This window comes from Pseudomonas sp. JS425 (genome assembly GCF_018223845.1).
Lineage (GTDB): Bacteria > Pseudomonadota > Gammaproteobacteria > Pseudomonadales > Pseudomonadaceae > Aquipseudomonas > Aquipseudomonas asiatica.
This window is the reverse complement of sequence record NZ_CP073661.1, coordinates 5709916-5733409: the sequence shown is the minus strand read 5'-3', so window position 1 is coordinate 5733409 and position 23494 is coordinate 5709916. Positions and strand designations below refer to the sequence as shown.

The window sequence follows — 23494 nt, the reverse complement described above, 5'->3', positions numbered from 1 at the left end:
AGGTAGTGCGCCACCCTCTGGTATCGTGGGATCCCTGTGGGAGCGGTTTACCCGCGAAGAGGCCGGAACAGAAGGACGCAGGAACCCAGCCCACCTCAGGAGGTCTGTGTTTGCATGTACTACGGTGAACGCTTCAACGCCTGGACCCACCTGGTCGGTGCCGTCCTGGCCTGTATCGGTGCCATCTGGCTGATCGTGGTCGCGGGCCTGCAGGGCGACCCGTGGAAGATCGTCAGTTTCTCCATCTACGGCAGCACCTTGCTGTTGCTGTACAGCATTTCTACCCTGTACCACAGCACTCGCGGGCGGGCGAAGGTGATCATGCGCAAGCTCGATCACCTGTCGATCTATCTGCTGATCGCGGGCAGCTACACGCCGTTCTGCCTGGTCAGTCTGCGCGGGCCCTGGGGCTGGAGCCTGTTCGGGGTTGTCTGGGGGCTAGCGGTGATCGGCATGTTGCAGGAGATCAAGCCGCGCTCCGAAGCGCGCATCCTGTCGATCATCATCTATGCGGTGATGGGCTGGATCGTGCTGGTGGCGGTCAAGCCGCTGCTGCACTCGCTCGGCAGCGCCGGCTTTGCCTGGCTGGCTGCCGGCGGGGTGTTCTACACCGTCGGCATCATCTTCTTCGCCTTCGACAGCCGCTTCCGCCACTGGCATGGCATCTGGCACCTGTTCGTGATCGCCGGCAGCCTCATGCATTTCGTGGCGGTGTCGTTCTACGTGCGTTAGTTAAAAGTCACCCCACAGTTGCTGTGCCACCGACAATGCAACCACCGGTGCGGTTTCGGTGCGCAGCACGCGTGGGCCAAGGCGTGCTGCGTGGAAACCGGCAGTCTTGGCCTGCTCGACCTCCGCTTCGCTCAGGCCGCCCTCGGGGCCGATCAGAAAGGCCAGGGTGGCCGGCTTGGCATGGCTGGTGAGCGGTTCGGCCACCGGGTGCAGGACCAGTTTCAGGTCGGCCTTGGCACTGCTCAGCCACTCGGCCAGGGTCACTGGCGGGTGGATGACCGGCAAGGTCGAGCGGCCGCATTGTTCGCAGGCGCTGATTGCCACCTGGCGCCAGTGGGCCAGGCGCTTGTCGGCGCGTTCGTCCTTCAGCCGCACTTCGCAGCGTTCGCTGACGATGGGGGTGATTTCGTTGGCGCCCAGCTCGGTGGCTTTCTGGATCGCCCAGTCCATGCGCTCGCCTCGGGACAGGCCTTGGCCGAGGTGCACGTGCAGTGGTGAATCGGCCTGGCCGGCGAGGGCCTGGTCAAGGCTGACGCGCACGGTTTTCTTGCCCACTTCGAGCAACTGGCCGCGGTATTCCTGGCCACTGCCGTCGAACAGCTGCACGGCGTCGCCGGGGGCCATGCGTAGTACGCGGCCGATGTAGTGGGCCTGGGCTTCGGGCAATTCATGCTCGCCAAGGCTCAGGGGGGCGTCGATGAAAAAGCGGGACAGTCTCATGGTTGAGCTCAAGCTAAAGGGAGAAGGTGGTCTCTGTGGGAGCGGGTTCACCCGCGAATGCGGCGGTGACTCCACTATTGCATTCGCGGGTGAACCCGCTCCCACAGAGTACGCGGCGGGCTTCCGGGCTTAGCCCGGGTCGCGGAAGTCGGGGTGGAAGTTGGCCGGTACGGCCACGCTGACGCTATCGCGGGTGGCAATGTCGATGCCTTCGCTGGCCACTTCTGCCAGGAAGTCGATCTGATCTGGCGTAATCACATACGGCGGCAGGAAGTACACCACGCTGCCCAGCGGGCGCAGCAGGGCGCCACGCGTCAGGGCATGCTCGAACACTTTCAGGCCACGACGCTCTTGCCACGGGTAGGCGACCTTGCCGGCCTTGTCCTGGACCATTTCGATGGCCAGGGCCATGCCGGTCTGGCGAATCTCGGCCACATGCGTGTGGTCGGCCAGGTGCGCGGTGGCGCTGGCCATGCGGGTGGCCAATGCCTTGTTGGCCTCGATCACGTTGTCCTGCTCGAAGATGTCCAGGGTCGCCAGCGCCGCGGCGCAGGCCAGCGGGTTGCCGGTATAGCTGTGCGAGTGGAGGAACGCGCGCAGGGTCGGGTAGTCGTCGTAGAACGCCTGGTACACCTTGTCGGTGGTCAGGCAGGCGGCCAGCGGCAGGTAACCGCCGGTCAGGGCCTTGGACAGGCACAGGAAGTCCGGGCGAATGCCGGCCTGTTCACAGGCGAACATGGTGCCGGTGCGGCCGAAGCCCACGGCGATTTCGTCGTGGATCAGGTGCACGTCGTAGCGGTCGCAGGCCTCGCGCAGCAGCTTGAGGTACACCGGGTGGTACATGCGCATGCCGCCGGCACCCTGGATCAGCGGTTCGACGATCACCGCGCTGATCGAGGCGTGGTGCTCGGCCAAGGTCTGTTCCATGGCCTGGAACATGGTGCGCGAGTGCTCTTCCCAGCTCGTGCCTTCGGGGCGCAGGTAGCAGTCGGGGCTGGGCACCTTGAGGGTGTCGAGCAGCAGCGCCTTGTAGGTTTCGGTGAACAGCGGCACATCGCCGACCGACATGGCGGCGATAGTTTCGCCGTGGTAGCTGTTGGTCAGGGTGACGAAGCGCTTCTTGCCCGGCTTGCCGACGTTCTGCCAGTAGTGGAAGCTCATCTTCAGCGCCACTTCGATACACGACGAACCGTTGTCGGCATAGAACACCCGGTCGAGGCCGGCCGGGGTCATGGCTACAAGGCGCTCGGACAGCTCGATCACCGGCTGGTGGCTGAAACCGGCCAGGATCACGTGCTCCAGCTGGTCGACCTGGTCCTTGATGCGCTGGTTGATACGCGGGTTGGCGTGGCCAAGCACGTTGACCCACCAGCTGCTCACCGCATCCAGGTAGCGCTTGCCTTCGAAGTCTTCCAGCCACACGCCTTCGCCGCGCCTGATCGGGATCAGCGGCAGCTTCTCGTGGTCTTTCATCTGGGTGCAGGGGTGCCACAGGACCTTGAGGTCGCGTTGCATCCACTGATCATTGAGGCCCATGGGCACTTCTCCTGGCTTTGCGGCTTGGTTCGACCGCGTAAGCCTAAGCAATGCCGCAGGGCAGGACAACCGCCGCTGTTCATCGGGTTGCCAGCTACGCTTGCTACCGCGTGGAAACGCTGCAGGCAAAAATGTCAGTGGCGAAAAGGACTTGATGTCACTGCGCTGGCAGGGTCGGTAGACCTGACGTATTCTTAACGCATCTCTCCCGGGGCATTTCTGCCTCTCCACGTTTCTGTAACCCCCTGACTCGGAGTTCGCCGACATGGCTGCTGCTTGGGTGCGCCTGTGCGCGTTGGTATTGATTGGTGTGTCCAGCGGCGCCGCGCTGGCAAAGGACAAGACACCTTCGGCGATCGTCGTGGGTGGCGGCCTGGCGGGCCTGACGGCCGCCTACGAGCTGCAGAACAAAGGCTGGCAGGTGACGCTGCTGGAAGCCAAGCCGGGCATGGGCGGGCGCTCTGGCCTGGCTACCAGTGAGTGGATCGGCAACGCCAAGGCGCAGCCGGTGCTCAACCAGTACCTCGACCGTTTCAAACTTGAAATACTGCCGGCACCGGAGTTCGTGCGTACCCCCGGTTACCTGATTGACGGCGAGTATTTCAGTGCCACCGACCTGGCTACCAAGCAGCCGGCCACCGCCGAGGCGCTCAAGCGTTACGAGAAAACCCTCGATGACCTGGCCCGTTCGATCGAAGACCCGCTGAACCCGCAAGCCAACAGCACGCTGTTCGCCCTCGACCAGATCAACGTCTCCACCTGGCTGGACAAGCTGCAGCTGCCGACCACCGCCCGCCAGCTGGTCAACCAGCAGATCCGTACCCGCTACGATGAGCCATCGCGCCTGTCGCTGCTGTATTTTGCCCAGCAGAACCGCGTGTATCGCGGCGTCAGCGACCGTGACCTGCGTGCCGCGCGCCTGCCCGGTGGCAGCCCGGTACTGGCCCAAGCGTTCGTCAAGCAACTGAAGACCATCAAGACCAGTTCACCCGTGACCTCCATCGTCCAGGACAAGGACGGTGTCACGGTCAAGGTCGGCAGCGTCGGCTACCAGGCGGATTACCTGGTCATGGCCGTGCCCCTGCGCGCCCTGGCCAAGATCCAGATGACCCCGGGCCTGGACAGCCAGCACCTGGCGGCGTTGAAGGGTACCAACTATGGCTGGCGCGACCAGCTGATGCTCAAGTTCAAGAAGCCAGTGTGGGAAAGCCGGGCGCGCATGTCGGGCGAAATCTTCAGTAACGCAGGCTTGGGCATGCTGTGGATCGAACCCGCGCTCAAGGGTGGCGCCAACGTGGTGATCAACCTGTCCGGCGACAACGCCCGCCTGCTGCAGGCGTTCGGCGACAAGCAGATGGTCGATCAGGTGCTGATCCGCCTGCATGCGTTCTACCCACAGGCCCGTGGCTCGTTCACCGGTTACGAGGTCAAGCGCTACAGCACCGACGCTGGTACCGGCGGCGCCTACCTGGCCTATGGTCCGGGCCAGATCAGCAAGTACTGGCGCCTGTGGGAGCGCCCGGTGCAGCGCATCACCTTTGCCGGTGAGCATACCGACGCCCTCTACCCAGGCACCCTGGAAGGCGCCCTGCGCAGTGGCCAGCGCGCGGCCAGCCAGGTGCAGGACCTGCTGGCCGGCAAGTCGTTCGACCCGGCCAAGGCGGCACCAGTGGCGGCGGCGGCAGCTGCAGGCGCCGTGGCGGCCAAGGAGAGCAAGGGCGGGTTCTTCTCCAACATGTTCGGTGGTTCTTCCGACAAGGGCGACAAGGCTGACAAGGCCCCGGTCAAGGCCGAGCCGAAGCCGGTCGATGAGGCCAAGCAGGATAAGCCGGGCTTCTTCAAGCGCCTGTTTGGCGGGGCGGACAAGCCTGAGGTGAAGGCCGAGCCGATTGCCAAGGCCGAGGAAGTGGCGCCTGCGCCAGCCCCAGCCCCGCAAGCAGCGCCGGCCCCGGTTGCGCCAGCGCTTGTGGTCAAGGAAGCAGCGACCAAGCCTGCTGCGACCAAGGCTGCATCTGGCAAGCATGCACCGGCGCACAAACCGACCCACAAGCCTGCCGAGACCAAGAAAGCTACTGCCAAGTCCGAACCGGCCAAGAAAGCTGTAGCCAATACCCAAGCCAAGGCCGGTTGATTTATTGACAGTGCTGGCCCTTTCGCGGGTAAACCCGCTCCCACAGGGCCGGCACTGGCAACCGCTGATTACCCAACTATCGTTAATGTTTCCTTAATGGGAAGCTTACAGAATACATATCGGATTTCTCGATAAACCAAAGCAATTTTTTACGCTTTTATTCGATGCGTTACGCGTTAGTCTGTGCACAGCTTTCACGGGGAAACACGTCAACATGCAACTGCGCAATTCATCTTCTCGCTACGGCGTGGTCAGCATCGTCCTGCACTGGGGCGTGGCTCTGGCAGTCTTCGGCCTGTTCGGCCTGGGCCTGTGGATGGTCGGCCTCGACTACTACAGCCCTTGGCGCAAGTCCGGCCCGGACCTGCACAAGAGCATCGGCCTGGTGCTGCTGGCGGTGATGCTGCTGCGGGTGGTCTGGCGCTTCATCAGCCCGCCACCACCGGCACCGGCCAACCACGGCGCACTTACCCGCCTGGCAGCCAAGTTGGGCCACCTGGCCCTGTACCTGGGGCTGTTCGCGGTAATGATTGCCGGTTACCTGATTTCTACCGCCGACGGTGTCGGCATTCCGGTGTTTGGCCTGTTCGAAGTGCCGGCACTCGTCAGCGACCTGCCCGACCAGGCAGACCTGGCAGGCGTGATCCATCTCTGGCTGGCCTGGGGCTTGGTGATTTTTGCCGTGCTGCATGGCTTGGCAGCGCTCAAGCACCATTTCATCGACCGTGACGCGACCCTGACCCGCATGCTGGGCCGCAAAGCTTGACTCTCAACCTCAATTGCAAAGGAAGGAGTAAGGATGTTGAAAAAGACTTTTGCCGCTCTGGCGCTCGGTACCGCTCTGCTCTCCGCCGGCCAGGCCATGGCTGCCGAGTACAAGATCGACAAGGAAGGCCAGCACGCGTTCGTTGACTGGAAGATCAGCCACCTGGGCTACAGCTTCATTCACGGTACCTTCAAGGACTTCGACGGCAACTTCACCTGGGACAGTGCAAAGCCTGAAGCCAGCAAGATCAACGTCGACCTGAAAACCGCCAGCCTGTGGTCGAACCACGCCGAGCGTGACAAGCACATTGCCAGCGCCGACTTCCTCGACGTGAAGAAGTATCCCGAAGCCAAGTTCGTCTCCACCAGCGTCAAGCCGACTGGCGACAAGACTGCTGACGTGACTGGCGACCTGACCATGCACGGTGTGACCAAGCCGGTCACCTTCAAGGCCACTTTCAACGGTGAAGGCAAGGATCCATGGGGCGGCGAGCGCGCTGGTTTCAACGCTACCACCACGCTGAACCTGAACGACTTCGGCATCAAGGGCCCGGGCGCTACCTCGCAGACCCTGGACCTGGATATCAGTGTTGAAGGTGTGAAGCAGAAGTAATTTGCTTTAGCTGAAGTACCGAGGGGGCTGCTTCGCAGCCCTTTCGCGACACAAGGCCGCTCCCACAGGTATTGCGCAGATTTCACTTGCAGCGCAATACCTGTGGGAGCGGCCTTGTGTCGCGAAAGGGCCGCAAAGTGGCCCCCTCATACTTTTTGTCAGCCCTTGCGGGTCAACAGCGCCGGGCGCTCACCGCGCGGGCGGCTCGGCAGGTCATCCAGCTGCTCTGGCGTCGGGTAACGGTCGAGCTTGGACTCCTTGCGGATGATCACTGGCTGTTTTTCCGGCTGGCGCGGGTTGCGCACGGCCGGCTCTTGCCGTGCAGCATCGTCACGGGCCGGGCGACCACGGCCGCCACCATCACGACGGGCGCCGCCACCATTATTGGCGCGGGCCGGACGTTTCTCGCCGCCACCGCTGCTGCGCGGCTGGCCGCTATTGCGACCCTGGCCACCGGCGTTGCTGCGCTGGCCATTACCCTGGCCCTGACCTTGGCCGGCATTGGCACCCGGGCGGCGATTGCGGCCCTGGTTCTTGCCCTGGTACGGGCTGACATAGTCGGCACGGTTGCCGAAGTTGTCGATATCGTCGTCCAGGAACTCTTCCGGATCACGGTCGACAGGCACTTTCGGCGCACTGCTGTTGCTGGCCTGCTGTTGCTGCTGGCGTGGCTTCTTGTCACGCGGCTTGCGTTGCTGTTGTTGCTTGTCGCCGCTCTTTTCCTTGTCGGCCGGCTTGTCCGCAGCCTGTTGCTTGGCCTTGCCTTTATCCTTGCCCTTGTCCTTGCGGCCGCCGTTGGCGTCTTTGCCGCCGTCGCCGCGGGCCTGCTGGTTACGGCCACCACGGCCATTGTTCTGCTGGCGTTCGCGTACTTCAGGCTTTTCTGCTTCAACCTGGCTGGCGTCGAAACCCATCAGGTCGCCGTCCGGGATCTTCTGCTTGGTTACCCGCTCGATGCTCTTGAGCAGTTTCTCTTCATCCGGCGCGACCATGGAAATGGCCTCGCCCGAACGCCCGGCACGGCCGGTACGGCCGATACGGTGGACGTAGTCTTCCTCTACGTTCGGCAGCTCGAAGTTGACCACGTGCGGCAGCTGGTCGATGTCCAGGCCACGGGCGGCGATGTCGGTGGCGACCAGTACGCGCACGCTGTTGGCCTTGAAGTCGGCCAAGGCCTTGGTGCGGGCGTTCTGGCTCTTGTTGCCATGAATTGCGGCGGCGGTCAGGCCGTGCTTTTCCAGGTACTCGGCCAGGCGGTTGGCGCCGTGCTTGGTGCGGGTGAACACCAGTACCTGTTCCCAGGCACCCTGGGTGATCAGGTGCGCCAGCAGCGCGCGCTTGTGGCTGGCGGGCAGGCGGTAGACGCGCTGCTCGATACGCTCGACGGTAGTGTTCGGCGGGGTGACCTCGATACGCTCCGGGTTGTGCAGGAGCTTATCGGCGAGGTCAGTGATGTCCTTGGAGAACGTGGCCGAGAACAACAGGTTCTGGCGCTTGGCTGGCAGGCGAGCGAGGACCTTCTTGACGTCATGGATGAAGCCCATGTCGAGCATGCGGTCGGCTTCGTCCAGCACCAGGATTTCCACGTGGGCCAGGTCAACCTTGCCTTGGCCGGCCAGGTCGAGCAGGCGGCCCGGGCAGGCGACCAGCACGTCCACACCCTTGGCAATGGCCTGGATCTGCGGGTTCATGCCGACGCCGCCGAAAATGCAGGCGCTGACCAGTGGCAGGTCACGGGCATAGACCTTGAAGCTGTCATGCACCTGGGCTGCCAGTTCGCGGGTCGGGGTCAGGACCAGCACGCGAGGTTGGCGCGGGCCATGGCGCTGCGACTTGTCGGGGTGGCCGGCCGGGAACAGGCGCTCGAGGATCGGCAGGGCGAAACCGCCGGTTTTACCAGTACCTGTCTGTGCGGCGACCATCAGGTCGCGGCCTTGCAACACGGCGGGAATCGCCCGCTGTTGCACGGGGGTCGGCTGGGTATAGCCCGCAGCCTCGATAGCGCGGACAAGAGCCTCGGAGAGACCGAGGGAAGCAAAGGACATGGGCAATCCTGTTCTCGTGTGGGCTGGGCCCGTTTGGGATGTTCTGCCTGGCGCGACGGGCATCGGTGGGATGCGATCGCGTCCGGTCCAGCTGGGCTTTCACTGCACATCCGGGTAGCAGAGGGTGGACGCGAAAGTGCGTCGATGCCGATCGGGATGCCTGTTGCGAGGCCGAGCGTCCGGGCGTGAGCCGGGCGGGAAGGCCCGAGTATAACAGAGCTATCGCGCTGTGCTGCTTTCCTGCTGCTCAACGGCGTTGAGAATGTTTCCGATGTCGCCTGTGTAGCCGTTGTTGATTGCTGCATAGGCCGGTTCCAGCTTGAAGCGCCGCAGTTCCACGGCGAAGGCCTGGGCCAGTGCTTCCCGCCCCGGCTTGCGCGCCAGCGCCAGGTACTGGGGCTGGCGGCTGATCATCAAGGGCAGCTCCTCGACCTGCTTTTGGAGGCCCAGATGCCGCAGCAGGTAATGGCCGACCTTGCGGTCGGTGATTGCCAGGTCGATGCGGCCCAGCATCAGCTTGCCGAAGTTGGCTTCATGGGTAGGTGCAGCTTCGCGCCGGAAATGTACGGCTTCGTTGAAAGCGGCACCATAGGCGTAGCCGGGTGAGGTGCCGACGGTTAGGCCGGCAAGGTCATCGAGAGTCTTGACGGCATGGCGTCGAGTGCGGGCCTGGAACAGGACGAACTCTACCTCCGACATGGGCTCGGGGGCGTACACCAGGTAGTGCTGGCGCGACTCGTTCTGGAAGATATCCATGATGCCGTCGGCCAAGCCCTGCTCGATCATTGCCAGGCAGCGCTTCCACGGCAGGAACTCCCACTCCACCTCGACGCCAAGGCGCTCGAACACCCGGGTGGTGACTTCGTAGTCGATGCCGCGAGGCTGGCCGTCGTGCTGGTATGCATAGGGTGCCCAGTCGTCGGTTACCAGGCGCAGGCGCTCGCCCAAGGCCAGCGGGCTTAGGCAGGCGAGCAACAGGATCCAGAACAGTCGGGCGATGTGTGGCATGGCCGGAGATTACGCGCTCGGCCTGTTCAAGGCCAGTGAGGATGATGTTCTCCTGTGCCGGCCTCTTCGCGGGTAAACCCGCTCCCTCAAGTACAGCGCGAGCCTGCAAGCCAGCAGAGATCCTGTGGGAGCGGGTTTACCCGCGAAGAGGCCGGCACAGGTTCGCTCAAGTGTGGGATGACCTCAGCAGATGCGCCTCGATATCCTTGCGCCGCTCGCCCAGCGACAGGCGCAACCCCGGGTGGCGCAGGCACTGGCGCAGTTGCTCGGGTTCCATGTGGCCATGGCGGGCGTTGAGGTTTTCCAGGGCTTTGTCCCACCAGGCCGGCGCGCAGGCGCGGTCGAACTCATTGGGGTAGGGGTAGCAGCCATACAGCAGTTCTCGGGCGAACTGGCGCTCGTGGCTTGGCAGGGTCATGCTCAGCGCCTTGTAACCCAGGCGTTGCAGGGCCGGCGGCCGTGGCAGCTGGTCATTGACCAGGGATACGTCGGCCAGCGCCGCCTGGCTCAGCGGGTCGTGGCCGTGCTTGCGCAGCCAGGCCTGAATCTTGGCGCGGAACTGCGCCTTGCGGCTCCAGTAGTGGTGGATGACATCTGTGCATTCGGCCAATTCCAGCGTGCGGTAGGCCGCCACCGCCAGGCAGAACTCCTCGAGGGTATACGCCTCGCGAGCCAGGGGGTGGAACTCGTCCATCATGGCGATGGAGCGGTCCAGAGTGCCGGCGTCTTCGGCGGTGAGGCCGATCACCCCCGAATTGACCAGTGGCATCTGGCAATCAGCCAAGCCCCTGGACTCGAGGATGGCCAGCAGGTTCTTGTACAGCAGGCACTTCTGGTTGCTGCCGTAGCGTGCGCCGATGGCATTGCACAGCAGGCGGCCAGGGGCTACCCGGGCGAACAGCTCCAGCGGCGACTTGCGGAAGAAGGTGTCGGTGTCGATCAGCACTGCCAGCGGGTGTTGCTGCAGCACCTGGCGCAACAGCACATGCTTGCTGCGAAAGTGATAGCCGTGAGGCGCGTTCCATGCCTGGCGCGTGGCTTCGTCCAGCAGGTGTAAGGTGACCGGCAGGCCGGCATAGGGCTGCGGGTTATCGGTATAGACCTGGATGTCCATGGCTTCGCTCGCTGCCGTGCCCAGATGGGCGAGGGCGCTGACGATGCTGAAGCAGGCCTCCTGATGGTAGGTTGCCGGGCCAAAAGCCAGGTAGACGAGCTGTGGACGCAATGGCTGGAGGGGCTGCATGGCAGGCAAGACCTGTGTAACCGGAAAATGAATAAGGCTTTAGTCTATGACCAAAGCCTTAATCAAATCTTAAACAGATTTTGCAAAAAATTTCAGCGCGGCAGCTTCAGATTGTTCCAGATCGCCAGGCTCGGCTCGGCCTGGTTCAAGGTGTAGAAGTGCAGCCCCGGTGCTCCGCCTTGCAGCAGCTGTTCGCACATGCGGGTGATCACTTCTTCACCGAATGCCTGGATGCTGGCGGTGTCGTCGGCATAGGCTTCCAGCTGCTTGCGGATCCAGCGCGGGATCTCGGCGCCACAGGCGTCGGAGAAACGCGCCAGCTTGCTGTAGTTGGTGATCGGCATGATGCCGGGTACCACCGGGATGTCCACGCCCAGCTTCTGCGCGCGCTCGACGAAGTAGAAGTAGCTGTCGGCGTTGAAGAAGTACTGGGTGATGGCGCTGTCGGCACCGGCCTTGACCTTGTGCACGAAGTTGGCCAGGTCAGCCTCGAAGTTGCGGGCCTGGGGGTGCATCTCCGGGTAGGCGGCCACTTCCAGGTGGAAGTGATCGGCAGTTTCCTGGCGAATGAATTCGACCAGGTCGCTGGCGTAGCGCAGTTCGCCACTGGCCATGCCCATACCCGATGGCAGGTCGCCACGCAGGGCGACGATGCGCTTGATGCCTGCAGCCTTGTATTCGGCCAGCAGGGCACGCAGTTCGGCCTTGGTGTCGCCTACGCACGACAGGTGCGGCGCGGCAGGTATCTTCACTTCGCTTTCCAGCTGCAGCACGGTGTTCAGCGTGCGGTCGCGGGTCGAGCCACCGGCACCGTAGGTGCAGGAGAAGAAGTCCGGGTTGTAGGCGGCCAGCTGGCGGGCGACGCCCATCAGCTTTTCGTGACCGGCATCGGTCTTGGTCGGGAAGAACTCGAAACTGTAACGGCGTTCCTGGGACATCAGGCGTTCCTCTGGCAGCAAGCTTCAAGCGGCAGGCTGCAAGTAAAAGCCAGATCGGTTATGGCCGGCCTGGCTTGGGCATCGTTCAAGATCCGTGATGCTTGAGCTGCAAGCGGCAACGGCATGGTCTGCCTTTGATTGCCGCTTGAAGCTTCAAGCTGGCCGCTTAGTAGCGGTATGCGTGTGGCTTGAACGGGCCTTCGACGGTCACACCAATGTAGTCGGCCTGCTGCTTGGTCAGCTGGGTGACCACGCCACCGAAGCCGCGGACCATTTCCAGGGCCACTTCTTCGTCGAGCTTCTTCGGCAGTACTTCGACAGTCAGGCGCTCGGCTTTCTTTTCGGGCGACAGGTCGGCGAACTTCTGCTCGAACAGGAAGATCTGCGCCAGTACCTGGTTGGCGAACGAACCGTCCATGATGCGGCTTGGGTGGCCAGTGGCGTTACCCAGGTTTACCAGGCGGCCTTCGGCCAGCAGGATCAGGTAGTCGTCGTTCTGCGGGTCGAAGCTGCCAGCGCCGGTGCGGTGGATCTTGTGCACCTGCGGCTTGACCTCTTCCCAGGCCCAGTTCTTGCGCATGAAGGCGGTGTCGATCTCGTTGTCGAAGTGGCCGATGTTGCACACCACGGCACGCTTCTTCAGCGCCTTGAGCATGTTGGCGTCGCAGACGTTGACGTTACCGGTGGTGGTCACGATCAGGTCGATCTTGCCCAGCAGGGCCTTGTCGATGCTGGCTTCGGTACCGTTGTTGATACCGTCGATGAACGGCGAAACCACTTCGAAACCGTCCATGCAGGCCTGCATGGCGCAGATCGGGTCGACTTCGGTGACCTTGACGATCATGCCTTCCTGGCGCAGGGACTGGGCCGAGCCCTTGCCCACGTCACCGTAGCCGATCACCAGGGCCTGCTTGCCCGACAGCAGGTGGTCGGTACCACGCTTGATGGCGTCGTTCAGGCTGTGACGGCAGCCGTATTTGTTGTCGTTCTTGCTCTTGGTAACCGAGTCGTTCACGTTGATCGCCGGGACTTTCAGCTCGCCCTTGGCCAGCATGTCCAGCAGGCGGTGCACGCCGGTGGTGGTCTCTTCGGTCACACCGTGCACGCGCTCCAGCACTTGCGGGTATTTCTTGTGCAGCAGCTCGGTCAGGTCGCCACCGTCGTCGAGGACCATGTTGGCGTCCCATGGCTGGCCATCCTTGAGGATGGTCTGCTCCAGGCACCACTCGTACTCTTGTTCGGTTTCACCTTTCCAGGCGAACACCGGGATACCGGCGGCGGCGATGGACGCGGCGGCCTGGTCCTGGGTGGAGAAGATGTTGCAGGACGACCAGCGCACTTCGGCACCCAGGGCAACCAGGGTTTCGATCAGCACGGCGGTCTGGATGGTCATGTGGATGCAGCCCAGGATCTTCGCACCCTTGAGCGGTTGCTCGGCCAGGTACTTGCGACGCAGGCCCATCAGTGCAGGCATTTCCGATTCGGCGATGATGGTTTCGCGACGACCCCAGGCGGCCAGGGAGATGTCGGCGACTTTGTAATCGGTAAAACCAGCAGGCATGTTTGCAGCGCTCATGAGAGCCTCCATTCGTAGTGTGCGAATGGGCGCCGTTGTGCGTTAAGCGCCCGCGAGAGCGAGCAACGCCCCATCCGAGCCTGACAGGCCTAGCCTGCTGCAGCGCCCCTCGGACGGGTGGCGGGCATGGCGCCGCTGTGGGCGGCCATGTGAAACGGCGGAGATTATAGCCGCGCCCGTCGGCTTGCCCAAGGTTTTCTGTCGATTAATCGCGACGATAGTCGATGTTCAATGGAGCGACAGCGGCCGCTCTGCCATCATTGCTGCACGTTAGCCAAGCAGGTCAGGAGTACAGATGAACTTTCATACCCGCAAGTGGGTTAAACCCGAAGACCTCAACCCTAATGGCACTTTGTTCGGTGGCAGCCTGTTGCGCTGGATCGACGAAGAGGCTGCGATCTACGCCATCGTCCAGTTGGGCAACCAGCGTGTGGTGACCAAGTACATATCGGAAATCAACTTCGTCAGTGCCTCGCGTCAGGGCGACATCATCGAGCTGGGCATCACTGCCACCGAGTTCGGCCGTACCTCGATCACCCTCAAGTGCGAAGTGCGCAACAAGATCACCCGCAAGGCCATCCTCACGGTCGACAAGATGGTCTTCGTCAACCTTGGCGAGGATGGGTTGCCGGCGGCGCATGGGCGGACCGAGATCAAGTACATCCAGGACCAGTTCCCGGACAGTGCAGTCGAATAGATCTCGGTTGTCGGTGCCGGCCTCTTCGCGGGTAAACCCGCTCCCACAGGTTTTTCACCGTCCGAAAGGTAGCGCAGATCCTGTGGGAGCGGGTTTACCCGCGAAGAGGCCGGCACAATTTCTCACGGCTGAGCGCTGACCTTGCGCACCACCCGCCCGATGCTCAACCCCTGCACCAGGATTGACGACAGCACCACGATGTAGGTGATCGACAGCAGCAGGTCACGTTCTTCGCCCAGTGGCAGCGACAGTGCCAGGGCAACCGACACCCCACCGCGCAAGCCACCCCAGGTCAGCACCCGTACCGTGCCCTTGGGCACCGGGCGCCAGCGCCGCAGCAGCACGATCGCCGGGGCCACGGTCAGCAACCTCGACAGTAGCACCGCCAGCGCCAGCACGCCGCCGGCTACCATGTGCATCCAGTTGAAAGGCAGCAGCAACAGCTCCAGGCCGATCAACGCGAACAGCAAGGCGTTGAGCATGTCGTCGATCAGCTCCCAGAAGCCGTCCATGTAGCGACGGGTCATGTCGTTCATCGCCAGGTTGCGCCCCAGGTTGCCGATTATCAGCCCGGCCACCACCATGGCGATCGGCGCCGAAACGTGCAGTTCGTAGCACATTGCCGAGCCGCCGATGACCAGCGCCAGGGTCAGCATCACTTCCACCTGGTATTGCTCGACGCTCTTGATCATGCGGTAGGTGGCATAGCCGATCAGGCCGCCGAACAGCACGCCGCCGATGGCCTCGCGGGCGAACAGGATCGCCGTGTCGGTCATGCTCGGCGTCTCGCCCAGCTGGATGATGCCCAGCAACACGGTGAACACCACCACCGCAGTGCCGTCGTTGAACAGCGACTCGCCGACGATAGTGGTTTTCAGCGGTTTGGAGGCATTGGCGGTACGTAGCGCGCCAAGCACGGCAATCGGGTCGGTGGGCGAGATCAGCGCACCGAACAGCAGGCAGTAGATCAGCGGCACTTGCCAGCCGAACAGGGCGAACACCCAGTGCGACAGGTAGCCAATGACGACGGTGGCAATCAATACGCCGACGGTGGCCAGCAGGCCGATGGGCCAGCGGTAGCTGCGCAGGTCGGAGAGGTTGACGTGCAAGGCGCCGGCGAACAGCAGGAACGCCAGCATCCAGTGCATCAGCAGGTCGTTGAAGTCGATCTGGTTCATCAGCCCTTCGACGCGCGCTTCCAGGCCAGGGAACCCGATCAGGCTCAGGCCCTGCAGCATCAGGGAAAACAGCAGCGCCGTGACCATCACGCCGATGGCAGGGGGCAGGCCGATGAAACGGTAATTTACATAGGTGAGGAGGGTGGTGAGGCAGATAAACGCGGCAACTAGTTCAAGCATCCCGAATCCTGTAACAGTGGCTTCCAAGTCGTAACCCGAATGGCTCGGGCAGTTCTTTGATGACCTGGCGCGGGGTTCGGGACACAGGGTTTGACCGGATTCGTTTGAAACGTTCCCATCCAGAAGGTTGTATCGCATACCCGGACTTGTGCAAAACCCGAAGGCTGGCGCGGTCTCTGTGGGAGCGGGCATGCCCGCGAACACCGGCAAAGCCGGTGCCATGCACCGAGTTGCTTTCTTCGCGGGCATGCCCGCTTCCACAATGGTCCCCTCGAGCGCTGTATATTCACAAATATAAAAAGCCACAAGGATAAGAAGGCGTGTTGGCAACTTCCCTGGTGTTGGTCGCTGCACTGCTGCATGCGACCTGGAATACCCTGATCAAATTCAGCGGCGAGCGCCTGCTGGTGATCGCCAGCATGGATACGGTGGCGTTGGCTTTCGCGGTGCTGGCGGTGCCCTTCCTCGAGGTACCGCCGACTAACATCTGGCCCTGGCTGCTGGCTTCGGCGCTGGCCGAGCAGCTGTACCGCTTCCTGTTGATCCAGGCCTACCGCGTGGGCGACCTGGGGCTGGTCTATCCTCTGATGCGCGGGCTGTCGCCGCTGGTGGTGCTGGGGCTGACCTTGGCCTTTGCCGGCGAATCGCTGAGCCAGCAGCAGATCATTGGCATCCTGCTGATCCCCTGTGGCATGGCCTGCCTGTTGTGGCAGGGCGGTGGCGGTGACCGGCTGCCCTGGTCGATGCTGCCGGTGGTTGCCCTGATCGGCCTGTGCATTGGTTGCTACACCTGGTTCGACGGCCAGGCCGTGCGTTTGTGGGGCAAGCCTTGGGATTACCTGGTATGGCTGACCTTGCTCAGTGCCTGGCCCTTCCCGTTGCTGGCCAGCGTGGCGCGGCGTGCGCCGTTTGTGTTGTTCTGGCGCCTTCAGTGGCGCCTGGGGCTGGCGGTGGGGCTGTGTGTACTGCTCAGTTACGCGCTGGTGCTGTGGGCCATGCACTTGGGGTCGGTGGCCGAAGCGGCGGCGTTGCGGGAGTTGAGTGTGATTCTGGTGGTGCTGCTGGGCATGCGCTACCTGAAAGAACCTTTTGGCGGGCCGAGACTCCTAGCTTGCGGGCTGGTGTTGGCCGGCATGCTGGTAATGAAGCTTTGACCCGAAGACTGAACAAGGAGTCCTGTCCATGACTGTTGCCCTGTGGTGCATCCTGATCGCGCTGCTCTTGCCGCCACTGTGCGCGTTGATAGCCAAGGCCGGTAGTGGCCGCTTCCGACTGCGCGACAACCACGACCCGCGTGCCTTCCTGGATACCCTGTCCGGGCTGCCGCGGCGCGCGCATGCTGCCCAGCAGAACAGTTTCGAGGCCTTCCCGGCATTTGCCGCGGCGGTGCTGGTGGCGGATATCGTCGGCAATGCCGAGCAGGTGACCCAGGATGTGCTGGGGGTGATGTACATCACCAGCCGGCTGCTCTACATCATCTGTTACCTGGCTGACTGGGCCATGCTGCGATCGCTGGTGTGGTTTGCCGGGTTGGCGATCATTGTGGCTTTCTTCGTGGTTTCCATCTGATACCGCGTCGCCTTCTTCGCGGGCTCGCCCGCGAAGAATCCACCGCCGATCAAGGTACTTTCGGCACCTCGGGCAGCGGCTTGCCCTTGGGCCACAGCATCCAGATCTGCCCCTGCTGCTTCATGTTCCCGGCCAGTTCCCCAGCTTCCGGCCCAGTGCCCCAGAACAGGTCGGCGCGCACCTCGCCAGTAATTGCCCCGCCGGTATCCTGGGCCCCCACCGGGCGTACCACCGGCGTACCGTCCGGGCGAGTGGTGGACAACCACAGCAAGCTGCCCAGCGGAATCACCTTGCGGTCGATGGCCACGCTGTAGCCAGCGGTCAGCGGTACGTTCAGCGAACCGCGTGGCCCTTCGTTGCTGTCCGGGCGGGTGCTGAAGAACACGTAGCTGGGGTTGCTGGCGAGCAGTTCCGGCACCCGTTGTGGGTTGGCCTGGGCCCAGGCATGAATGGCGCCCATGCTCACTTCTTCCTTCTTCAACTGGCCCTGTTCCACCAGCCAGCGCCCGATTGGCCGGTAGGGGTGGCCGTTCTGGTCGGCGTAACCCAGGCGCAGCTGGCGCCCGTCTTCCAGTTGTACCCGGCCGGAACCTTGGATCTGCAGGAACTGCAGGTCCATCGGGTCGGTCAACCAGGCCAGCACCGGTGCCTTGACGCCGTCACGGTTGATCACCTCGGCGGTGTCGTATGGCTTGAGCACCCGGCCATCAAGGCGACCGCGCAGGCGCTTGCCCTTGAGTTCGGGGTACACGCTGGCCAGGTCGACCACGATCATGTCGTCGGGGATGCCGTAGACCGCCACGTGATTGGTTGCCGACTGGCTCAGGCTGCCAGGGTAGACCGGTTCGTAGTAACCGGTGATCAGGCCGTTGGCGTTATTTTCGGCCGAGCGCAGGCCGTATACCTGCAGGTTCTGTCGCAGGAAGGTACGCACCTGCAAGGCATTGTCGGGCACGCTGGCGGCTGCTTCGCAGGTGCTGGCCCAGACGGTGTCGCGCTTGAGCTTTTCACAGCCGTTGCGCCAGGCCTGGAAGCCCGCCACCAGGTCGCTGTCGCTGACGGCAGGCAGGTCCTGCCATGTGGCATTGGCGTAGGTGGCGATGGCATGGGGCTCGGGTTTGGCGCTTTCGCCACCGTTGCAGCCGGCCAGCAGGGCCAGCGCCGGGAGTGTCCAGGCCAGATGGCGCAGGGCAGATTTCATGAGTATGTTCCTGTCATGGGTGAACACGGATATTCGCCCCTGTTTTTTATGTGGCTATTGGTCTTTCGCCGCTGGGCAGCGATACTGGCCGCCCATTTGCGTAGGCCGAAGTGACCGTGATGTTGAAGCGATTGACCGTTGTTCTGCTGGCAGCACTGGCCCTGGGTGGTTGTGACCGGGTTGACCCGAACTCCCCGCTGGGCAAGCGCAAGGTGATCTTCAAGGACATGCTCAAGACCAGCGAAGACCTGGGCGGCATGTTGCGTGGGCGGTTGCCGTTCGACGGGGTGAAGTTTGCCGACGGTGCGCTGAAGCTGGACAACCTTTCGCACCAGCCCTGGCAGCACTTCCCACAGGCGCGTGATGGTGGCGACAGTAGTGCGCGTGCCGAGGTATGGGAGCGGCAGACGCGCTTTCATGACCTGGCCCGCCAGCTGGAAGGCGTCACTGGCGAACTGGTCGATGTCACCCGGGGCCAGCCGCTGGACGCTGCGCAGTTGAAGGCGCCGATGGACAAGGTCGAAGCGGCTTGCAAGGCCTGTCATTCCGAGTTTCGTAATCATTGATGGCCTGTTGCGACCTCATCGCCGGCAAGCCGGCGATGAGGTCAGTAAAGGCAACGCAGTATTCGAATCTCTGTCAGCGATCCAGATCCTCCACCGCTTCCTGCAGTTCCTTGCGCGACTCGGCCAGCTTGTCCTTGCGTTTGTTGATCTTCTCCGAATCGCCTTTCTTCTCGGCTTTCTTCAAGTCCTTTTCCCGCTGCGCCACTTCGTGACGTGCGTCGAGCACCTTCTGCTCACGTTCCTTGCGCAGGCTGGCATCGGTGCAGTTGTCTACCCCTCGCAGTGCCTCTTCAAGCCCTGCGGCCTGTTCGTTGTTGCCGTGGTCACGGGCAATCTTCAACTGGTTCTCGATGGCGCTACGCTTGGCGGCGCAACCGGTCAGGCCGGCATCCGGCTGGGCGGCTTGTACGGCACCAGCGGCCAGGCCCAGTGTCGCGATCAGGAAAAGGGTCGAAATACGTTTCATGAAAAGCCTCCTTGAGGGGGCGGGGCAGCAAAAGTTGGGGGAAATCCTGCCTTGGTTTTGCCCATTTAGAAACCCTTGTTGGGGTTTTCCGGCTTAATCTCGGGATTTTCCTACAGGTAAATTGGTAAATAATCATTGCTCGATGCTTTGCCTGTCGATCCGGAATCCGTCGATCCCTGCCGTCGCCAGTTGCGTTGCAATGGCTTGAACCTCGGTGGTTGCAAAAAAACCAGCAAGCTGTTCTCCGCGCTTTTCGCCGATACCGGGCATGGCTTGCCATTCAAGACTCGTGCGGGCAGCCAGCTCCAGCCAGTCGCCTGTTACCTGCATCCTGGTGGGTGTAGGCGCGCCAAGCCCGCGCAGCCATTGGGCAAAGGGCCGTGAGCGAGCTTGGTCGAAACTGCCCAGCAACTGCGCAGCCGTTGTGTCACTGATACCCGCTACCTGGGCCAGGCGCTCGGCATCCAGATGCAGCCAGTCGGTCATCGAGGTCACCAGCCCGGCAGCCACCAGTCGGCGCCAGGTACCAGGGCCGGTGCGCGGCAGGGCCAGCCCCTGCTTGCCGCTGAGCCAGGTGAGGCGGGCAATGAACTGGTCCTCGCAGCCTTCGCTGATCTGCCAGCAACTGTGGGCATGATGCTGGCCGGGCGCTGGTGCGATCACCGGTTGGCGCTCGGCGGCGCGGTGCACCACTTGCTCCAGGCGTGGGATGGTCAGCCCGGCAAGGCTGACGGCCACCTGGTCACCGGGGCGGATGTCGAGCTTGCGCCAACGTGCCAGCGATCCCAGGCTCACCTGGGTGATTCGCCGGTCATCCAGGGTAACCGGCAGTACATGCAAGACTGGCGTAACCCTGCCGGTACGGCCGACGCGGAAGCGTACTTCGCGCACTTCGGCCAAGGCTTGCGTGTACGGGTGCTTCCACGCCGCGATCCAGTAGGGCGCCTTGGCCTGCCAGCGCTCGGACGGAGTCCGGACGCCTTGGCGCAACACAACGCCATCGGTGGCGAAGGGCAGGGGTGAGCGGTACCAGTACTCGCGCCAGTGCGCTGCATCGTCTGCTGTTTCTATGGCGACGCTGTAATCCTGGCTGTGCGCAAAACCCAGTTCCGCCAGCTTCGCGAGGCGTTCGGCCTGCTGCTCGGGGCCCTGCGGCCAGTCCCACACGAACAGGCCGATGCGCTCACCTTGCTCACGACCCAGCTGCTTGCGAGCCAGCAGCCCGGCTACTGTCCCTCGGGCGTTGGCGCTGCCTGCCCGGGCTTGCACATGCGCGTCCAGGCGCAGGTACAGTTCGCCCTGCAGTTGCAGGTCAATGGCCTGGGGCAGCTGCCGATTGATATCGACGAGCAGGGGGATGTGGCGGCTCCAGTCGTGCCCCTGCACGCCGTCCCCCCGGCTGATCAACTGCACCAGCCGGCCCTGACGGTAGATGAGGGAGACCGCTACGCCATCGACCTTTGGTTGCACCCATACATCTGCCTTGCCGGCCAGCCAGCGTTCTACAGCCTGACGGTCGGCCAGCTTGTCGACGCCGGTGTGCGGCACCGGATGCGGAATTGGCCCGCCAGCGCTGGCCAGCGGGGACGGGGTAGTCGTGATGCCAAAGCATTGCTGCAGGTGCGCCAGGTGCTGGCGGCTCTGGTCGTATAGTTCATCAGCCACCAATGCGATGCCCTGACGATGATAATGGTCGTCCCAGCGGGCAAGCGTGGCGCGCAGTCGGCTCACTTCAGCCTCGACTTGTTGCGGGTTCCAGGTGGGACATGTGGCGGCACGGGCCAGGGGAGCATTCAACGTCAACAGTAGGGCGAAAAGCAGCATGAGCGGCATGGCCAGCATCCTTGCATGGCGGGTGGGAGCCCTCAGCCTAGGCAGGTAGCGTGCGGGTCGCCATGCAGCGTTTGTCAGCCCATATGTCACAAAAAAGCCCCTGCCGATTGCTCGGCAGGGGCTTTCGCCTGGCGCTGTAGGAAGCTTACAGGCCGGCAGCGTCACGCAGCGACTGGGCGCGGTCGGTACGCTCCCAGGTGAAGGTGGTGAAGGTGTCGTCGCCGACCGTCTTCTGCTGCGGGGTACGGCCGAAGTGGCCGTAGGCAGCGGTTTCCTGGTACATCGGGTGCAGCAGGTCGAGCATGGTGGTGATGGCGTAAGGACGCAGGTCGAAGCACTCGCGCACCAGCTGGATGATCTTGTCGTCGGAGACCTTGCCGGTACCGAAGGTGTTGATCGAGATGGAGGTCGGCTGGGCCACGCCGATGGCGTACGACACCTGGATCTCGCAACGCTCGGCCAGGCCGGCGGCGACGATGTTCTTGGCCACGTAGCGGCCGGCGTAGGCGGCGGAACGGTCGACCTTGGATGGGTCCTTGCCGGAGAACGCGCCACCACCATGGCGGGCCATGCCGCCGTAGGAGTCGACGATGATCTTGCGCCCGGTCAGGCCGCAGTCACCCACTGGGCCACCGATGATGAAGTTGCCGGTCGGGTTGATGTGGTACTGGGTACCCTTGTGCAGCAGTTCGGCAGGCAGGGTGTGCTTGACGATCAGCTCCATCACGGCTTCCTGCAGGTCTTTCTGCGAAACCTCAGGGTTGTGCTGGGTCGACAGCACCACGGCGTCGATACCGACCACCTTGCCATTTTCGTAACGGCAGGTGACCTGCGACTTGGCGTCCGGACGCAGCCATGGCAGCAGTTTCGATTTGCGCGCCTCGGCCTGGCGCTCGACCAGACGGTGCGAGAAGCAGATCGGCGCTGGCATCAGCACATCGGTTTCGTTGCTGGCGTAGCCGAACATCAGGCCCTGGTCACCGGCGCCCTGGTCTTCCGGGCGGGAACGGTCGACGCCCTGGGCGATGTCCACCGACTGTTTGCCGATGATGTTCATCACGGCGCAGGTGGCGCCGTCGAAACCGACGTCGGAGCTGTTGTAGCCGATGTCGATGATGACCTTGCGCACCAGCTCTTCCAGGTCGACCCAGGCGGAGGTGGTGACTTCGCCGGCGATGATGGCGACACCGGTCTTGACCAGGGTTTCGCAGGCTACGCGAGCGTATTTGTCCTGGGCGATGATGGCATCAAGGACGGCGTCCGAAATCTGGTCGGCGATCTTGTCCGGATGCCCTTCGGACACGGACTCGGAGGTGAAAAGGGAGTATTCGCTCATCTCGAAGGTTCCTGAAATTTACCGATGTTGTATGTCGCCAGCCGTCCGCTGGAAATGGCGGACCTGGATCTGGAAACCGTTACGCAAGCCCACGTACAGGCTGTCCCCGGGGGCCAGCCCGGCGGCGTTGGCCCAACGGGCCAGGTCGTCCTGTTCGAAGCCAAGCCACAGGTCGCCGCAGGCTTCGCGCGCCCACCCCTGGTCATGGCTGCACAGTTCGGTTACCAGCAGGCTGCCGCCTGCCTTCACCCGTTTGGCCAGCTGGCGCAAGGCCAGGGCCGGGTCGCTGAAATGGTGCAGCACCATGTTCAGCACAACGCAGTCGGCGGCCACATCCGTTGCACCCAGTGCATCGGCCAACTGCAGGTTCACATTGTCGAGCCCTTCGCGCTTGCACACCTGGCGCGCCAGTTCAAGCATGGTCGGGCTGTTGTCCAGGGCGGTGACCTGGGCGAAGCGCCGGGCCAGGTCGGGCAGGAAGCCACCGTCGCCGGGGCCGACCTCCAGGGCGCTGGCGGCCGGGTCGAAATTCAGTTTGTCGAGCAGCGCCAGCAGGCTTTCGCGGTACTGCGGCAGGCCGGCGATCAGGTCTTGCTGGGCGCGGAACTTCTCTTCCACGCGCAGGAAGAAGTCCTGGCTGGTGGCTGCGCGGCGTTGCTGCACCTGGGCGATACGCGCCTGCACGTCAGGCGGAAGAGTCAGGTCGTCCACCTCTTCGAGCAGCGCCGCGTGCAGCCGACCGCCCAGGCGCAGGCTGTCGGGCAAGGCGCGGCGGTAGAAGATGGCATTGCCCTCGCGGCGGGTCGCCACCAGCTCGGCCTGGGCCAGTACCTTCAGGTGATGGCTCATGCCCGATTGGCCCACATCGAAGATCTGCGCCAGCTCCAGCACGCCGAACGAGTCGTTGGCCAGGGCGCGCAATACGTTCAGGCGCAACTCGTCGCCACTGGCTTTGCACAGGGCAGCCAATGCTTCGCATTGCTCGGGGATCGATTGCGCGCGGAGGTTCATGGTGCGGCAGTCTAGACAGGCATCGTTGCCCTAGCAAGGGCAATATCAAAAAGTTTTGATATTGAGTGATGAGCGGGATGGTTCGCCCGGTTTTACTCCCGAATTGAATGCCAATCGCAGGAAAATCCCCCGACTGTGACCATACGTCAT

Annotated in this window: 21 protein-coding genes and 1 riboswitch; of the genes, 8 read left to right on the top strand and 13 right to left on the bottom strand. The window is 63.1% G+C overall.

The window, feature by feature from the left end; genetic code table 11:
• Positions 1-114 precede the first annotated feature (114 nt).
• Positions 115-732 (top strand): hemolysin III family protein, encoded by a 618-nt coding sequence (locus KDB76_RS26365; protein ID WP_013974522.1) that lies wholly within the window; start codon positions 115-117, stop codon positions 730-732.
• Here KDB76_RS26365 and KDB76_RS26360 read toward each other — a convergent pair whose 3' ends face one another.
• Positions 733-1452, bottom strand: coding sequence for a 16S rRNA (uracil(1498)-N(3))-methyltransferase (locus KDB76_RS26360; RefSeq protein ID WP_038410191.1), 720 nt, complete (start codon positions 1450-1452; stop codon positions 733-735).
• A 129-nt stretch (positions 1453-1581) separates the two neighbouring features.
• The gene (locus tag KDB76_RS26355) at positions 1582-2988 is read right to left on the bottom strand and encodes an adenosylmethionine--8-amino-7-oxononanoate transaminase (protein WP_038410190.1); all 1407 of its coding nucleotides are present in this window, start codon (positions 2986-2988) and stop codon (positions 1582-1584) included.
• A 265-nt stretch (positions 2989-3253) separates the two neighbouring features.
• Between KDB76_RS26355 and KDB76_RS26350 the strand changes: the two genes are divergently transcribed.
• The 3 genes from KDB76_RS26350 to KDB76_RS26340 all read left to right on the top strand — a co-directional run bounded on the left by KDB76_RS26350 (position 3254) and on the right by KDB76_RS26340 (position 6497).
• On the top strand, positions 3254-5119 hold the full coding sequence (locus tag KDB76_RS26350) for a flavin monoamine oxidase family protein (RefSeq protein WP_038410189.1): 1866 nt from the start codon (positions 3254-3256) through the stop codon (positions 5117-5119).
• Positions 5120-5333: 214 nt separating this feature from the next.
• The gene (locus KDB76_RS26345; protein WP_038410188.1) at positions 5334-5885 is read left to right on the top strand and encodes a cytochrome b; all 552 of its coding nucleotides are present in this window, start codon (positions 5334-5336) and stop codon (positions 5883-5885) included.
• A gap of 33 nt (positions 5886-5918) precedes the next feature.
• Positions 5919-6497 (top strand): YceI family protein, encoded by a 579-nt coding sequence (locus KDB76_RS26340; RefSeq protein WP_013974517.1) that lies wholly within the window; start codon positions 5919-5921, stop codon positions 6495-6497.
• A gap of 158 nt (positions 6498-6655) precedes the next feature.
• Here the strand turns inward: KDB76_RS26340 and KDB76_RS26335 are convergent, their stop codons facing one another.
• The 5 genes from KDB76_RS26335 to ahcY form a co-directional block, all read right to left on the bottom strand.
• The gene (locus KDB76_RS26335) at positions 6656-8542 is read right to left on the bottom strand and encodes a DEAD/DEAH box helicase (RefSeq protein WP_024087836.1); all 1887 of its coding nucleotides are present in this window, start codon (positions 8540-8542) and stop codon (positions 6656-6658) included.
• 219 nt (positions 8543-8761) lie between these two features.
• Positions 8762-9550, bottom strand: a complete 789-nt coding sequence (locus KDB76_RS26330) for a transporter substrate-binding domain-containing protein (protein WP_038410187.1) — start codon at positions 9548-9550, stop codon at positions 8762-8764.
• A 166-nt stretch (positions 9551-9716) separates the two neighbouring features.
• Positions 9717-10793 (bottom strand): hypothetical protein, encoded by a 1077-nt coding sequence (locus KDB76_RS26325; protein ID WP_023661386.1) that lies wholly within the window; start codon positions 10791-10793, stop codon positions 9717-9719.
• Between the two features lie 92 nt (positions 10794-10885).
• A complete protein-coding gene (metF, locus tag KDB76_RS26320) occupies positions 10886-11731 on the bottom strand; it encodes a methylenetetrahydrofolate reductase [NAD(P)H] (protein WP_024087835.1) in 846 nt (281 codons plus the stop codon).
• A 166-nt stretch (positions 11732-11897) separates the two neighbouring features.
• Positions 11898-13307, bottom strand: a complete 1410-nt coding sequence (ahcY, locus tag KDB76_RS26315; protein WP_013974512.1) for an adenosylhomocysteinase — start codon at positions 13305-13307, stop codon at positions 11898-11900.
• Between the two features lie 20 nt (positions 13308-13327).
• Positions 13328-13424, bottom strand: a riboswitch (S-adenosyl-L-homocysteine riboswitch).
• A gap of 178 nt (positions 13425-13602) precedes the next feature.
• Between ahcY and KDB76_RS26310 the strand changes: the two genes are divergently transcribed.
• Positions 13603-14004 (top strand): hotdog domain-containing protein, encoded by a 402-nt coding sequence (locus tag KDB76_RS26310; RefSeq protein ID WP_003257757.1) that lies wholly within the window; start codon positions 13603-13605, stop codon positions 14002-14004.
• Positions 14005-14126: 122 nt separating this feature from the next.
• Here the strand turns inward: KDB76_RS26310 and KDB76_RS26305 are convergent, their stop codons facing one another.
• A complete protein-coding gene (locus KDB76_RS26305; protein WP_013974511.1) occupies positions 14127-15362 on the bottom strand; it encodes a sodium:proton antiporter in 1236 nt (411 codons plus the stop codon).
• A gap of 320 nt (positions 15363-15682) precedes the next feature.
• Between KDB76_RS26305 and KDB76_RS26300 the strand changes: the two genes are divergently transcribed.
• Both KDB76_RS26300 and KDB76_RS26295 read left to right on the top strand, forming a co-directional pair.
• A complete protein-coding gene (locus KDB76_RS26300; protein ID WP_038410186.1) occupies positions 15683-16516 on the top strand; it encodes an EamA family transporter in 834 nt (277 codons plus the stop codon).
• A 28-nt stretch (positions 16517-16544) separates the two neighbouring features.
• A complete protein-coding gene (locus KDB76_RS26295) occupies positions 16545-16931 on the top strand; it encodes an MAPEG family protein (RefSeq protein WP_024087834.1) in 387 nt (128 codons plus the stop codon).
• Positions 16932-16980: 49 nt separating this feature from the next.
• Here the strand turns inward: KDB76_RS26295 and KDB76_RS26290 are convergent, their stop codons facing one another.
• Positions 16981-18132 (bottom strand): murein transglycosylase A, encoded by a 1152-nt coding sequence (locus KDB76_RS26290; RefSeq protein ID WP_038410185.1) that lies wholly within the window; start codon positions 18130-18132, stop codon positions 16981-16983.
• A gap of 119 nt (positions 18133-18251) precedes the next feature.
• Between KDB76_RS26290 and KDB76_RS26285 the strand changes: the two genes are divergently transcribed.
• On the top strand, positions 18252-18698 hold the full coding sequence (locus KDB76_RS26285; protein WP_038410184.1) for a cytochrome c: 447 nt from the start codon (positions 18252-18254) through the stop codon (positions 18696-18698).
• A gap of 73 nt (positions 18699-18771) precedes the next feature.
• Here the strand turns inward: KDB76_RS26285 and KDB76_RS26280 are convergent, their stop codons facing one another.
• From KDB76_RS26280 to KDB76_RS26265, 4 genes are all read right to left on the bottom strand, one after another.
• Positions 18772-19164, bottom strand: coding sequence for a DUF1090 domain-containing protein (locus KDB76_RS26280; RefSeq protein ID WP_003257749.1), 393 nt, complete (start codon positions 19162-19164; stop codon positions 18772-18774).
• Between the two features lie 132 nt (positions 19165-19296).
• Positions 19297-20997, bottom strand: a complete 1701-nt coding sequence (gene ligB / locus KDB76_RS26275; RefSeq protein WP_038410183.1) for an NAD-dependent DNA ligase LigB — start codon at positions 20995-20997, stop codon at positions 19297-19299.
• Positions 20998-21142: 145 nt separating this feature from the next.
• Positions 21143-22333: a methionine adenosyltransferase gene (gene metK / locus KDB76_RS26270; protein WP_015272060.1), complete on the bottom strand. Its 1191-nt coding sequence runs from the start codon at positions 22331-22333 to the stop codon at positions 21143-21145.
• 18 nt (positions 22334-22351) lie between these two features.
• Entirely contained in the window at positions 22352-23344 is a 993-nt protein-coding gene (locus KDB76_RS26265; RefSeq protein ID WP_013974504.1) for a metalloregulator ArsR/SmtB family transcription factor, read from the bottom strand.
• Between the last annotated feature and the right edge of the window lie 150 nt (positions 23345-23494).